Annotated in this window: 10 protein-coding genes; 5 read left to right on the top strand and 5 right to left on the bottom strand. The window is 72.4% G+C overall.

Annotation, left to right across the window (positions count from 1 at the left end; all coding sequences use genetic code 11):
• Positions 1 to 284 precede the first annotated feature (284 nt).
• Positions 285 to 3464, top strand: a complete 3180-nt coding sequence (locus tag GTW67_RS15660; protein ID WP_161165434.1) for a sacsin N-terminal ATP-binding-like domain-containing protein — start codon at positions 285 to 287, stop codon at positions 3462 to 3464.
• A 104-nt stretch (positions 3465 to 3568) separates the two neighbouring features.
• On the opposite strand, the gene GTW67_RS15655 is transcribed toward GTW67_RS15660, so the two are convergent.
• Both GTW67_RS15655 and GTW67_RS15650 read right to left on the bottom strand, forming a co-directional pair.
• Complete coding sequence (locus GTW67_RS15655; protein WP_161165433.1) at positions 3569 to 5971, bottom strand: HAD-IC family P-type ATPase; 2403 nt, start codon at positions 5969 to 5971, stop codon at positions 3569 to 3571.
• A 99-nt stretch (positions 5972 to 6070) separates the two neighbouring features.
• Complete coding sequence (locus tag GTW67_RS15650; RefSeq protein WP_161165432.1) at positions 6071 to 6337, bottom strand: DUF2530 domain-containing protein; 267 nt, start codon at positions 6335 to 6337, stop codon at positions 6071 to 6073.
• A gap of 201 nt (positions 6338 to 6538) precedes the next feature.
• Between GTW67_RS15650 and GTW67_RS15645 the strand changes: the two genes are divergently transcribed.
• The gene (locus GTW67_RS15645) at positions 6539 to 7996 is read left to right on the top strand and encodes an NCS2 family permease (protein WP_161165431.1); all 1458 of its coding nucleotides are present in this window, start codon (positions 6539 to 6541) and stop codon (positions 7994 to 7996) included.
• Positions 7997 to 8022: 26 nt separating this feature from the next.
• On the opposite strand, the gene GTW67_RS15640 is transcribed toward GTW67_RS15645, so the two are convergent.
• Positions 8023 to 8211 (bottom strand): ribbon-helix-helix protein, CopG family, encoded by a 189-nt coding sequence (locus GTW67_RS15640; protein ID WP_161165430.1) that lies wholly within the window; start codon positions 8209 to 8211, stop codon positions 8023 to 8025.
• A 149-nt stretch (positions 8212 to 8360) separates the two neighbouring features.
• Between GTW67_RS15640 and GTW67_RS15635 the strand changes: the two genes are divergently transcribed.
• Entirely contained in the window at positions 8361 to 8798 is a 438-nt protein-coding gene (locus GTW67_RS15635) for a MarR family winged helix-turn-helix transcriptional regulator (RefSeq protein WP_161165429.1), read from the top strand.
• A 26-nt stretch (positions 8799 to 8824) separates the two neighbouring features.
• On the top strand, positions 8825 to 10189 hold the full coding sequence (locus GTW67_RS15630) for an MFS transporter (protein ID WP_161165428.1): 1365 nt from the start codon (positions 8825 to 8827) through the stop codon (positions 10187 to 10189).
• 8 nt (positions 10190 to 10197) lie between these two features.
• Here GTW67_RS15630 and GTW67_RS15625 read toward each other — a convergent pair whose 3' ends face one another.
• Positions 10198 to 10785, bottom strand: a complete 588-nt coding sequence (locus tag GTW67_RS15625) for a Uma2 family endonuclease (protein ID WP_161165427.1) — start codon at positions 10783 to 10785, stop codon at positions 10198 to 10200.
• 116 nt (positions 10786 to 10901) lie between these two features.
• On the opposite strand from GTW67_RS15625, the gene thpR reads away from it, so the two are divergent.
• Positions 10902 to 11474 carry an RNA 2',3'-cyclic phosphodiesterase gene (thpR, locus tag GTW67_RS15620; RefSeq protein ID WP_161165426.1) on the top strand — a complete coding sequence of 191 codons (573 nt, stop codon included), beginning with the start codon at positions 10902 to 10904 and terminating at the stop codon, positions 11472 to 11474.
• Between the two features lie 128 nt (positions 11475 to 11602).
• Here the strand turns inward: thpR and GTW67_RS15615 are convergent, their stop codons facing one another.
• Entirely contained in the window at positions 11603 to 12592 is a 990-nt protein-coding gene (locus GTW67_RS15615; protein ID WP_161165425.1) for an aldo/keto reductase, read from the bottom strand.
• Between the last annotated feature and the right edge of the window lie 155 nt (positions 12593 to 12747).

Genomic DNA, 12747 nt, shown 5'->3' with positions numbered 1-12747 from the left:
GGCCTCGTCCTCAAACGCCGGACGGGCTGGAAGTGGCCGCTGACCGGCGCTCGATTGTGTGCCGTCGGGACGGGCTGGAAGTGGCCGCTGGCCGGCACTCGGGCGTGAGCCGTCGCGACGGGCTGGGAGTGGCCGCTGGTCGGCACTCGGGCGTGAGCCGTCGGGACGGGCTGAAAGCTGCCTGCGCGCGGGCGTGAGTCGTCGGGGCGGGCCTGCATACGGTGGCGGGTGGTGGGGACGCGTCCTCGCGGTACCTTCTTGGTCCGTCGAAGAGGAGAGTGACCGTGAGCATGTTCGTGCGGCCCGCCGACGAGGGTGCGGACCCTTTCGCTACGGCACGTCTGCGGCGCGGGGTGCTGGACGCCTGGGCGACGAGCCCCGCCCGGTTCCGTGAGGACGCCAACGCCGAGGAGGACCTCGTCCTCGGCGGCTACCGCGACCGGCTGGTCGTCGAGCTCGCGCAGAACGCCGCCGACGCCGCCGCCCGCGCCGGCGTGCCCGGCCGGCTCCGGCTGACCCTGCGCGACGGCGTCCTCGTCGCCGCCAACACCGGCGCCCCGCTGGACGCGGCCGGCGCTGAGTCGCTGTCCACGCTGCGCGCCTCCGCCAAACGGGCGGGCGGCGAGGGCGCGGTCGGCCGGTTCGGGGTCGGCTTCGCCGCCGTCCTCGCCGTCACCGACGAGCCCGCCGTCGTCGGCCGGCACGGCGGCGTGCGCTGGTCCCTGGCCGAGGCGCGCGGCCTGGCCGCCGACACCGCCCTGCGAAACCCCGGCCTCGGCGACGAGATCCGGCGCCGCGACGGGCACGTACCGCTGCTGCGGCTGCCGTTCCCCGCCGAGGGCAGCGCCCCCGCCCCGTACGACACGGCCGTCATCCTGCCGCTGCGCGACACCGCCGCCGCCGACCTCGCCGAACGGCTCCTCGGCGCCGTGGACGACGCGCTGCTCCTCGCCCTGCCGGGCCTTGAGGAGGTCGTGGTCGAGGCCGGGGACGACGTACGGACGCTGCGGCGCGGCACGGACGGTGACCTGACCGTCGTGGAGGACTCGCGGGAGGGCGTCACCCGCTGGCGTACCGCCGCCGCGCACGGCCCGCTCACGCCCGACCTGCTCGCCGACCGGCCCGTGGAGGAGCGGCTGCGCCCCCACTGGTCCGTCACCTGGGCGGTGCCGGTCGACGCCGACGGCGCTCCCGCGCGGCCCCGCACCAGCCCCGTCGTGCACGCACCCACCCCCAGCGACGAGCCCCTCGGCGTCCCCGCCCTGCTCATCGCGTCGTTCCCGCTGGACTCGACCCGCCGGCACGCCGGGCCCGGCCCGCTGACCGACTTCCTGACGCAGCGCGCGGCCGACGCCTACGCCGCTCTCCTCGCCGGCTGGCGTCCGGTCGCCGCCGGCGTCATCGACCTCGTGCCCGGCCCGCTGGGCAAGGGCGAACTGGACGGCGCCCTGCGCCAGGCGATCCTCGACCGGCTGCCCCGCACCGCCTTCCTGCCGCCCGCCGCGAAGCCGCGCGGCACCGACGCCGGCGAGCTGCCCGAGGCCCGGGACGCCGAGGGGCTGCCCGGCGTGCCGCCCGTCGGTGACCTGCCCGAGTCGCTGCGGCCCCGCGACGCCGAGGTGGTCGAGGGGGCGGGCGCGGAGACGGTGCGCGTGCTCGCCGAGGTGCTGCCCACGCTGCTGCCCGGCGGGCTGGAGCGCCGGCCGGAGCTGCGCACGCTGGGCGTGGCCCGGGTGCCGCTGACCGACGCGGTCGACCGGCTGGCCGGCCTGGAGAAGGACCCGGCCTGGTGGTGGCGGCTCTACGACAGCCTCGCCGGCGTCGACCCCGACCGGCTGTCCGGACTGCCGGTGCCCCTGGCCGACGGCAGGACCACGATCGGCCCCCGGCAGGTGCTGCTGCCCTCCCCGGACGCCGCCTCCCTCGACCCCGGCGTCCTCACCCGCCTCGGCCTCAAGGTCACCCATCCGGACGCCGCCCATCCGCTCCTGGAGAAGCTCGGCGCCCTCCCGGCCACCCCGCGTGCCGTGCTGACCACCCCGCAGGTCCGGGCCGCCGTCGCCGCCTCCCTGGACGACGAGGGCGGCATGAACTGGGAGGAGGACGCCCTCGACGCCGACGAACTGGCCGACACGGTCCTCGGCCTCGTCCGCGACGCCGGCCTCGAAGCCGGCGACGAACCGTGGCTCGGCGCGCTCGCGCTGCCCGACGAGGACGGCGAACTCTCCCCGGCCGGTGAACTCGTCTTCCCCGGCGGCCCCTTCGCCCAGGTCATGCGCGAGGACGAACTCGCCGCCGTGGACGCGGAACTGGCCGGCAAGTGGGGCCGGGACCCGCTCGCCGCCTGCGGTGTCCTCGTCACCTTCGCCCTCGTCCGCGCCACCGACGTCGTCCTCGACCCGGACGAACTGGAGCCCCGCGACGGCGACTTCGCCGAGCCCGACGACGCGGGCCTGCTGGACGCCGTGGACGTGTGGAGCGAGGACGTCCTCGACCGCTTCCCGGACAGCCCCGTCCCGCCGGTCGCCACCGAGATCGTCGCCGTGCGCGACCTGGACCTGGTGGACGACGACCAGTGGCCGCGGGCCCTCGCCCTGCTGTCGCGGCCGCCGCTGCGGGACGCCCTGGTCGAGCCGGTGCGCGTCCTGCTCCACGACGGCACGCACGAGGTCGTACGGCCCTACACCGCGTGGTGGCTGCGCGGGCACCCCGTGCTCGGCGGGCGGCGCCCGGCCGGACTGCGCGCGGCCGGCGGCGACCCGCTCCTGCGCGGCCTGTACGACGAGGCCGACGCGACCGGTTTCGAGGACGAGCAGGTGCTGCGGGCGCTGGGCGTGCGCACGTCGGTCGCCGCCCTCCTCGACGAGCCCGGCGGCGCGGCCGAGCTGCTGGACCGCCTCGCCGACCCCGACCGCCCGGTCACGGCCGCCCAGCTGCACGCCCTGTACGGGGCGCTGGCCGAGCTGGACCCGGCCCAGGTCACCCTGCCGGACGATGTGCGTGCCGTGGTCGACGGCCGGGTCGAGGTGGTGGACGCCGCCGACGCGGTGGTGGTGGACTCGCCGGACCTCCTGCCCTTCACGTCCGGCATCCCGCTGCTGCCGGTCCGCCCGGCCCGGGCCGCCGAACTGGCGGAGCTGTTCCAGGTGCGGCGCCTGAGCGAGTCCGTCACCGGACGCGTCGACTCCGAGGGCACCGAGCACGACGTACCGGAGCCGGTGCGGGTGCTGCTGGGGGCGGGGACGCCGGCGTCGTACGTGGAGCACGGGGAACTGGTCGTCGACGGCGTGGAGATCGACTGGCGCCTGACGGAGGACGGCGTGCTGCACGCCGCGACCCTGGAGGGCGTAGCCGCGGGCCTGGCCTGGGCGGCAGGCCAATGGCCCCGCCGCTTCGAGGTAGCGGCCCTCCTGGAGGACGAGTCGAGGACGGAGGAACTGGCCAGGGACCGCTGGTTCGACTGAGGGGGCCTTGTGATCCGACGGTGGTGCAGGCGCCCCGAAGGGGCGCGGGGAACTGCGCGACCAGCCCCGACGGCGCCGCAGCATCCCACGGACCGAGCAATCCCTCACGCCGGGAGTCGCCGGTCCACCCACCTCCACGCCAGCTCCAACACCCCCGCACCGACCGCCGCCACCCCGACGGCAGTCCACGGCATCGTCACCCCCACCAGCTTCAGCGCGAAGAAGTCCTGGAGCCACGGCACCGCCAGTACCACCACGAAGGCCAGCCCCATCGCCGCGACCAGCAGCACCCGCCACCACGTGTAGGGCCGGGCGATGATCGCCAGCACCCACATCGAGATCAGGAACAGCGTCAGCGTCGCCGCGCTGGTCTCCGCGTCCAGCGCTCCCGGCCCGCTGTAGTGGTGCCGGGCGAGGAGGTACGTCACGAAGGTCGCCGCCCCGGCCACCACCCCGCCCGGGACGGCGTACCGCATCACCCGCCGGACGAAGTGCGGCCTGGCCCGCTCCCTGTTCGGGGCGAGGGCGAGGAAGAAGGCCGGGACGCCGATGGTGAGGGTGGACAGCAGCGTCAGATGGCGCGGCAGGAACGGGTACTCGACGCGCGAGCACACCACCAGCACCGCCAGCAGCACCGAGTACACCGTCTTCACCAGGAACAGGGTCGCGACCCGGGTGATGTTGCCGATGACCCGGCGGCCCTCGGCCACCACGGACGGCAGGGTGGCGAAGCTGTTGTTCAGCAGGACGATCTGCGCGACCGCCCGGGTGGCCTCCGAGCCGGAGCCCATCGCCACGCCGATGTCGGCGTCCTTCAGCGCGAGGACGTCGTTCACGCCGTCGCCGGTCATCGCGACGGTGTGCCCGTGTGACTGGAGGGCGCCGACCATCTCCCGCTTCTGCTGCGGGGTGACCCGCCCGAACACCGTGCCCGCGTCGAGTTCGGCGGCCATGGAGTCCTGCTCGGCGGGCAGCCGGCGCGCGTCGACGGCGGCGCCGGACAGCCCGAGCTTGGCGGCGACCGCGCCGACGGAGACCGCGTTGTCCCCGGAGATGACCTTGGCCCGTACGTCCTGGTCGGCGAAGTAGCGCAGGGTGTCGGCGGCGTCCGGCCGCAGCCGCTGCTCCAGCACGACCAGCGCGGCCGGTTCGGCGTCCTCGGCCGGCTCGGCGGCGTCGAGGTCCCGCGTGGCGCGGGCTAGGAGCAGGACCCGCATGCCCTGCTCGTTGAGGCGTTCGGTCTCGGCGAGGGCGGGGTCGTCCTCGGCGAGCAGCACGTCGGGCGCGCCCAGCAGCCAGGTGCTGGAGGTGCCGTCGGTCTCGGCGAAGGCGGCGCCGGCGTACTTGCGGGCGGAGGAGAAGGGCAGGGACTCGGTGCAGCGCCAGTCCTCGGCGGCCCCGGCGGCCGGGTAGGCGTCGATGATCGCCTGGAGGGAGGCGTTGGGGCGCGGGTCGGACGCGCCGAGGGCGGCGAGCACCGTGCGGACGTACCGCTCGTCGGCGCCGCCGAGCGGGCGCAGCCCGGTGACGTCCATGCCGCCCTCGGTGAGGGTGCCGGTCTTGTCCAGGCAGACGGTGTCGACGCGGGCGAGGCCCTCGATGGCGGGCAGCTCCTGGACGAGGCACTGCTTGCGGCCGAGCCGGACCACGCCGATCGCGAAGGCGACGGAGGTCAGCAGGACCAGCCCCTCGGGGACCATGGGCACGATGCCGCCGACCGTGCGCGCGACGGAGTCCTTGAAGGCGTCGTCCTTGGTGAGCAGCTGGCTGATGATCAGGCCGATCGCGGTCGGGACCATCATCCACGTGATGTATTTCAGGATCGTGGAGATGCCGGAGCGCAGCTCGGACTGGACGAGGGTGAAGCGGGACGCCTCCTCGGCGAGCTGGGCGGCGTAGGCCTCGCGCCCCACCCTGGTCGCCCGGAAGGCGCCGCCGCCGGCGACCACGAAGCTGCCGGACAGGACCTGGTCGCCGGGCCGTTTGACGACGGGGTCGGCCTCGCCGGTCAGCAGCGACTCGTCGATCTCCAGGCCGTCGGCCTCGACGCACACCCCGTCGACCACGGCCTTGTCGCCGGGGCCGATCTCGATGACGTCGTCCAGCACGATCTGCGAGGTGCTGATCTCGGCGCTCTTCCCGTCCCGCCGCACCGCCGGTCTGACCTCGCCGATCACGGCGAGGGAGTCGAGGGTCTTCTTCGCCCGCCACTCCTGGACGATGCCGATGCCGGTGTTGGCGAGGATCACGAAGCCGAACAGGCTGTCCTGGATCGGCGCCACGATCAGCATGATCACCCACAGCACGCCGATGATCGCGTTGAAGCGGGTGAAGACGTTGGCGCGGACGATCTCGCCGAGCGAGCGGCTGCTGCGCACCGGTACGTCGTTGACCTGCCCTCGCGCGACCCGTTCGGCGACCTCGTCGGCGGTGAGCCCCGTCTCCGGCGACGACAGGGGAGCGGGGTGCGCCGGATCGAGTGCCGAGCCCGCGTCGATATGCGTCATGCATTCGACGGTACGTGCGGTTTTACGGCTTCACCCGCTGGATGTGCGGAAGATCCGACCTGGGTACGAGGAGGCCGCGCGCGGCGTGCTGCCCAGGTACTACGCGGGGGTGTCCCGCCGGTTGGCGGCGTCCCGTTTGATCGCGGCGTCGCGCCTGCGGACGTACCAGATGCCGATCAGGCCGAGCCCGGCGCCGGCCAGGCAGGTCCACACCCACCAGGTGTGCCCGTGGTCGTCGAACCAGCCGTAGAAGGGCAGCTGGGCCAGGAAGAGGACGAACCAGAGGATGGTGCCGCCGGTGATGGTCGCGACCACGGGGCCCTCCAGGGGCTCCGGCGCCTCATGCGTAGGTGTCCACTTCGCCATGCGTACAGCTTACGAGCCCGCCGCGCGCGCCCGTCCGGCCCGGCGCCCGCGTCCGTCCGGGGCGACACCGCACGGTTCTACGCGCGGAGATAGCGATCTGCGGCTCATACGTTCATACTGAACCCGTTTGTCTCTGACCGCTTTCATTCGTAGAAAACACCAACAAGGCCGTGGGGGAACCTGTTGGTGATGAGGTCTCGCATGTCCGCCTCGGCCACCGCCAAGGTCCCCCCGTCCCCGGAGTCGCCCGAAGACCGGCGACCCCCGCAGAACGCCCTCGACCGGTACTTCCGGATCTCCGAGCGCGGCAGCACGCTGCCCCGCGAGATCCGGGGCGGTCTCGCCACCTTCTTCGCGATGGCCTACATCATCGTGCTGAACCCGATCATCCTGGGCAGCGCGAAGGACATGTACGGCCACCAGCTGGACAACGGCCAGCTGGTCACCGCCACCGCACTGACGGCGGCGTTCACCACGCTCCTGATGGGCGTCATCGGCAACGTGCCGATCGCGCTCGCGGCCGGTCTCGGTGTGAACTCCGTCGTCGCCCTCCAGCTCGCCCCGCGGATGTCCTGGCCGGACGCCATGGGCATGGTGGTGCTGGCCGGTTTCGTCGTCATGCTGCTGGTCGCCACCGGTCTGCGCGAGCGCGTGATGAACGCCGTGCCCTTCGGGCTGCGCAAGGCCATCGCCATCGGTATCGGCCTGTTCATCATGCTCATCGGGCTCGTCGACTCCGGGTTCGTCACCCGGATGCCGGACGCCGCCCAGACCACCGTCCCGCTCCAGCTCGGCACGGGCGGTCATCTGCTCGGCTGGCCCGTCCTGGTCTTCGTGCTCGGCGTGCTGCTCACGCTGGCGCTGATCGTCCGCAAGACGCCCGGTGCCATCCTGATCTCCATCGTCGTGATGACCGCCGTCGCGATGATCATCAACGCGGTCGCCGACGTCCCGTCCTGGGGCCTGACGACGCCCGAGTGGCCCGGCAACCCGGTCTCCACGCCCGACTTCGGCCTGGTCGGCGAGGTCAGCCTGTTCGGCGGGTTCGAGAAGGTCGGCATCCTGACCGGTGTCCTCTTCGTCTTCACCGTCCTGCTGTCCTGCTTCTTCGACGCCATGGGCACGATCATGGCCGTCAGCGACGAGGCCAAGCTGACCGACGGCGAGGGCCAGATGCCGGGCATCAACAAGGTCCTGTTCGTGGACGGCCTCGCGGTCGCCGCGGGCGGTGCCAGCTCCTCCTCGGCCACGACCTGCTTCGTGGAGTCCACGGCCGGCGTCGGCGAGGGCGCCCGCACCGGCTTCGCCAACATCGTCAGCGGCGGGCTGTTCGCCCTGGCCCTGTTCCTCACGCCGGTCGCCACCATGGTCCCGTCGCAGGCGGCCACGCCGGCGCTGGTCGCGGTGGGCTTCCTGATCCTGGCCGGCTCGATCACGGAGATCGACTGGACCGACTTCACGGTCGCCGTCCCGGCCTTCGTGACGATGCTGATGATGCCGTTCACCTACTCGATCACCAACGGCATCGGCATGGGCTTCGTCACCTTCACGGTGCTGCGCCTGGCGGTCGGCCGGGGCCGGGAGGTGCCGGTGGCGATGTACGCGGTCTCGGCGGTCTTCGCCTTCTACTACCTGATGCCGGCCCTGGGCCTGACCTGATCGCCCGGCGGAACGGTCCCACGGGGTCACGGCACCCCGTAGAACCGTTCCGTCTCCTCGACGGCGGACTGGAACCGCTCGTCGAAGTCATTGCGGATGAGCGTCCGGACGACATAGTCCTGGACGCTCATTCCTCTTTTCGCCGCATGGTCCCGGAGCCGTTCGAGCAGCTCCCCGTCCATCCGCAGGCTGAGCACGCTGGTCCCCATGCGCACGAGGGTCACCCCCGTCGGCCGGATGATGCTCCGGTTTCCGGAAATAGCTCACTCGTACGGGTGAAGCCGGGGTTTCCGTGGTGTGCGTCACGGGCAGTCGGCGTGGTGAGCGTTGGTATTTCGCGAACCTAATGAGTTACGCTAAGGACATGCCGGACCTCAAACATGGCGACGACGCTGCCGCCGTGAACTCCCTGCGCTCCGCCGTGATGCGGCTGTCCCGTCGGCTCAAGCACCAGCGCGTCGACGAGTCGCTCAGCCCCACCGAGATGTCGGTGCTCGGCACCCTGTCCAACTGCGGCAGCGCCACCCCGGGCGAGCTCGCCCGCAAGGAGCACGTCCAGCCGCCCTCGATGACCCGCATCGTGGCGCTCCTGGAGGCCAAGGGCCTGGTCCGGCTGGAGCCGCATCCCGAGGACCGGCGCCAGAAGGTCGTGACGCACACCGAGCAGGCCGTGGTCATGCTCGAGGAGAGCCGCCGCAAGCGGAACGCGTTCCTGGCCGCGCTGGTCGACGGGCTCGACGAGGACGAGTGGGCGAAGCTGCGCGCAGCGGCCCCCGTGCTGGAGAAGCTCGCACACCTGTAGGCAGTCATCGCGAGGAGGCGACCCTTTTGAGTTCGGGACCCGGAGCAGCTTCCGCCCCCGCACCTGACCACGACGACCCCCTGTCCAAGGCCCCCGGGGCCCCGCGCAAGACGTCCATGTTCGCCTCCCTGAAGGTCAGGAACTACCGCCTGTTCTTCCTGGGCCAGGTCGTCTCCAACATCGGCACCTGGATGCAGCGCATCGCCCAGGACTGGCTGGTGCTCAGCCTCACCGGCTCCTCCGCGGCCGTCGGCATCACGACGGCCCTCCAGTTCCTGCCGATGCTGCTCTTCGGTCTCTACGGCGGTGTCCTCGTCGACCGCCTGCGCAAGCGGCCCACGCTGCTGGTCACCCAGTCCGCGATGGCCCTGACCGCGCTCGCCCTCGCCGTGCTCACCCTGACCGGGCACGTCCAGGTCTGGCACGTCTACGTCGCGGCCTTCGCGATGGGCCTGGCCACCGTCATGGACAACCCGGCCCGGCAGTCCTTCGTCTCCGAGCTGGTCGGCCGCGACCAGCTTCAGAACGCGGTCAGCCTGAACTCGGCCAACTTCCAGTCCGCCCGCCTGGTCGGCCCCGCCGTCGCCGGGCTGATGATCACCGGCGTGGGTACCGGCTGGGCGTTCCTCGCCAACGGGCTGTCCTTCGTGGCGCCGCTGAGCTGCCTGCTGCTGATGCGCGCCCGTGAGCTGCACGTCGTCCAGCGCGCCCCGCGCGGCAAGGGCCAGCTGCGGGAGGGCCTGCACTACGTCGCCGGGCGCCCGGAGCTGATCTGGACCATCGTCCTGGTCGGCTTCATCGGCACCTTCGGCTTCAACTTCCCGGTGTTCCTGTCGGCCTTCGCCGACGACGTCTTCGACGCGGGCGCCGGCGAGTACAGCCTCTTCAACACCCTGATGGCCGTCGGCTCCCTGGCGGGCGCCCTGCTCGCCGCCCGGCGCGGCACGGCCCGGCTGCGCGTCCTGATCGCGGCGGCGCTGGCCTTCGGCACGCTGGAGATCGTCGCGGCGACGGCCCCTGAGCTGTGGCTGTTCGCCCTGCTGATGGTCCCGATCGGCGTCTTCAGCATGACGGTCAACGTCACCGCCAACACCAGCATCCAGATGTCCACCGACCCGGCCATGCGGGGCCGCGTCATGGCCCTGTACATGATGGTCTTCCTCGGCGGCTCCCCGGTGGGCGCCCCGATCGTCGGCTGGGTCACCGACACCTACGGCGCCCGGATCGGCTTCGCCGCGGGCGGCGCCGTCGCTGCCACGGCGGCCGCCGTGATCGGCCTGGTCCTGGCCCGCGTCGGCAATCTGCGCCTGTCGGTCGGCTGGCACCGGGGGCACCCGCAGGTGCGGTTCGTGCCGCGGGAGCGCCAGGAGGCACTGGCACCGGTGGCGTAGGAGCCGGCTCAGTCGCGGGGGAAGTCGTCGGTCTTGAGGGTGAGGCCGACGACGGTCCCGGTCAGGTCGACGTCCTCGCCGAAACGGAAGCTGACGGCGCCGTGGTACTCGCCGTCCTTGGGCAGGGTGTGGAGGTGCCACTCGCCGGTGTACGGGTCGACGATCAGGTACACCGGGACGCCGGCGGCGGCGTAGGTGGCCTTTTTGGGGCCGTAGTCGTTGGCGGCGGTGTCCTTGGAGATGACCTCGGCGACGAACTCGACGTCCTGGTAGCGCCAGTGACCCTTGCCGTCCTTGACGGAGCGTTCGGCGATGGCCGCGACGTCGCAGGCGAATCCGTTCAGCCGCCCGGGGAAGTCGATCCGCACGTCCGAGGCCAGTTGCTTGCGTGTGTACGTGACGCGCAGTTGTTCCAGGATGTCGAAGATGATCTCGAAGTGATGGTGCCGCTGCGGCGACATGAAGACGTGCCCCCCGACGATCTCGGTCTTGTATCCCTCGGGGACGGGCAACTTCTCGAGCCACTCGAACATGACGTCCAGAGTCAGCTCGGTGCTCTCCTCGGCCATCTCGATCCTGTCGTCAAGGACGGTCATCGTGGCGCTCCTCCCCGGCTGCCCCCGACGCGAGTGCAGCCGCGCGGTACAACGATACGCACGGTGACCGGGACACGCGCGGACGTACACGTGTTCTCCGGGGCAGACTGGCCGGCATGAGACTCTTCGCCGCCGTGCTGCCCCCCGAGGACGTGGTCGCCGCCCTTGCCGTCGAGGTGGCCGCGCTGAGGCGGCTGCCCGGTGCGGACGGGCTGCGCTGGACGGGCCGCCCGGGGTGGCATCTCACGCTCGCCTTCTACGGCGAGGTCCCCGACGACGTCGTACCGGACCTGTCGGCGCGCCTGGAGCGGGCCGCGCGCCGCACCGCGCCCTTCGAGCTGGCGCTGCGGGGCGGGGGCCAGTTCGGGCACGGGCGGGCCCTGTGGGCCGGGGCCGCGGGCGGCCTGCCCGACCTGCGGCTGCTCGCCGAGCGTGCCGAGTCCGCGGGGCGCAGGGCGGGCGTCGAGATGGGGGAGCACCGGCGCTACAAGGCCCACCTGACGCTGGCCCGCAGCCGGGAGGCGTTCGACGTGGCGCCGTACGTCGACGCGCTGGACGGCTTCACCGGCCCCGCCTGGACCGTGACGGACCTGGCGCTGGTGCGCAGCAACCTGCCGAGGTCCGGCGTGCCGGGCGAGCAGCCCCGCTACGAGACGGTCGCCCGCAGCCCGTTCGGCGCGTCCGGTTAGGCTCGGGGGCGTGGACCCGAAGACCCGTAACCGGATCATGGCCGGTGTGCTCGTGCTGATGTTCGTCGTCGTGGCGGTGGCGGCGGCGCTCGGTTAGCCGAGGCCGCCGCCTTCTCACCCTGCCCGCCTCACCAGGCGAAGGCCTCCGGAGAGGGTCCCGGCCCCGGGAAGATCTCGTCCAGTCCGGCCAGCAGGTCCTCGGACAGCTCCAGCTCGACGGCCCGCAGCGCCGACGCCAGCTGCTCCGCCGTGCGCGGGCCGACGATCGGGCCCGTGACGCCGGGGCGGGTGAGGAGCCAGGCCAGGGCGGCCTCGCCGGGCGCGATGCCGTGCTTGTCGAGCAGGTCCTCGTACGCCTGGATCTGCGCGCGGCCCGCCGGGTCGGCCAGGGTCTCGGCCGCGCGGCCCGTGGCACGCCGGCTGCCCTCGACCTGCTTCCTGAGGACGCCGCCGAGCAGGCCGCCGTTCAGCGGCGACCAGGGGATGACGCCGAGGCCGTACTCCTGCGCGGCCGGGATGACCTCCATCTCGGCGCGGCGCTCGGCCAGGTTGTAGAGGCACTGCTCGCTGACGAGGCCGATGGTGCCGCCGCGCCGGGCGGCGGTCTCGTTGGCCTGGGCGATCTTGTAGCCGGGGAAGTTCGACGATCCGGCGTAGAGCACCTTGCCCTGCTGCACCAGGACGTCGATGGCCTGCCAGATCTCGTCGAAGCCGGTGGTCCGGTCGATGTGGTGGAACTGGTACAGGTCGATGTAGTCCGTCTGGAGCCGCTTGAGGCTCGCGTCGACCGCCCGCCGGATGTTCACGGCGGAGAGCTTGTCGTGGTTGGGCCAGGCGTCGCCGTCGGCCATGTTCCCGTACACCTTGGTGGCGAGGACGACCTTGTCGCGCCGGTCGCCGCCCTGGGCGAACCAGTTGCCGATGATCTTCTCGGTACGGCCCCGGTTGCCGCTGCGCCCATACACGTTGGCGGTGTCGAAGAAGTTGATGCCCGCGTCCAGCGCCGCGTCCATGATCGCGTGACTGTCGGCCTCGTCGGTCTCCGGACCGAAGTTCATGGTCCCGAGGACGAGCCGGCTGACCTTGAGTCCTGTGCGTCCGAGCTGCGTGTACTTCATGGCACCCAAGCCAACGACTTGGAGTGCGCTCCAGGCAAGCGGGTCGGAGCGGTCAGTCGCGGGGGAAGGCGTCGGTCCTGAGGGTGAGGCCGAGGACGGTGCCGGTGAGGTCCAGCTCCCCTCCGAAGGCGACCCGGGTCTCGATCGTGTAGTCG

It is taken from the genome of Streptomyces sp. SID5910 (assembly GCF_009862125.1).
Classification (GTDB): domain Bacteria; phylum Actinomycetota; class Actinomycetes; order Streptomycetales; family Streptomycetaceae; genus Streptomyces.
Note: the sequence above shows the minus strand (reverse complement) of the source record. Positions and strands in the feature narration are given on the sequence as shown.

What these genes read in the sequence shown, in the direction of transcription:
- GTW67_RS15655 (WP_161165433.1), bottom strand. Translation starts at nt 5,971, where the DNA reads ATGACGCATATCGACGCGGGCTCGGCACTCGATCCGGCGCACCCCGCT.
- GTW67_RS15650 (WP_161165432.1), bottom strand. Translation starts at nt 6,337, where the DNA reads ATGGCGAAGTGGACACCTACGCATGAGGCGCCGGAGCCCCTGGAGGGC.
- GTW67_RS15645 (WP_161165431.1), top strand. Translation starts at nt 6,539, where the DNA reads ATGTCCGCCTCGGCCACCGCCAAGGTCCCCCCGTCCCCGGAGTCGCCC.
- GTW67_RS15635 (WP_161165429.1), top strand. Translation starts at nt 8,361, where the DNA reads ATGCCGGACCTCAAACATGGCGACGACGCTGCCGCCGTGAACTCCCTG.
- GTW67_RS15625 (WP_161165427.1), bottom strand. Translation starts at nt 10,785, where the DNA reads ATGACCGTCCTTGACGACAGGATCGAGATGGCCGAGGAGAGCACCGAG.
- thpR (WP_161165426.1), top strand. Translation starts at nt 10,902, where the DNA reads ATGAGACTCTTCGCCGCCGTGCTGCCCCCCGAGGACGTGGTCGCCGCC.
- GTW67_RS15615 (WP_161165425.1), bottom strand. Translation starts at nt 12,592, where the DNA reads ATGAAGTACACGCAGCTCGGACGCACAGGACTCAAGGTCAGCCGGCTC.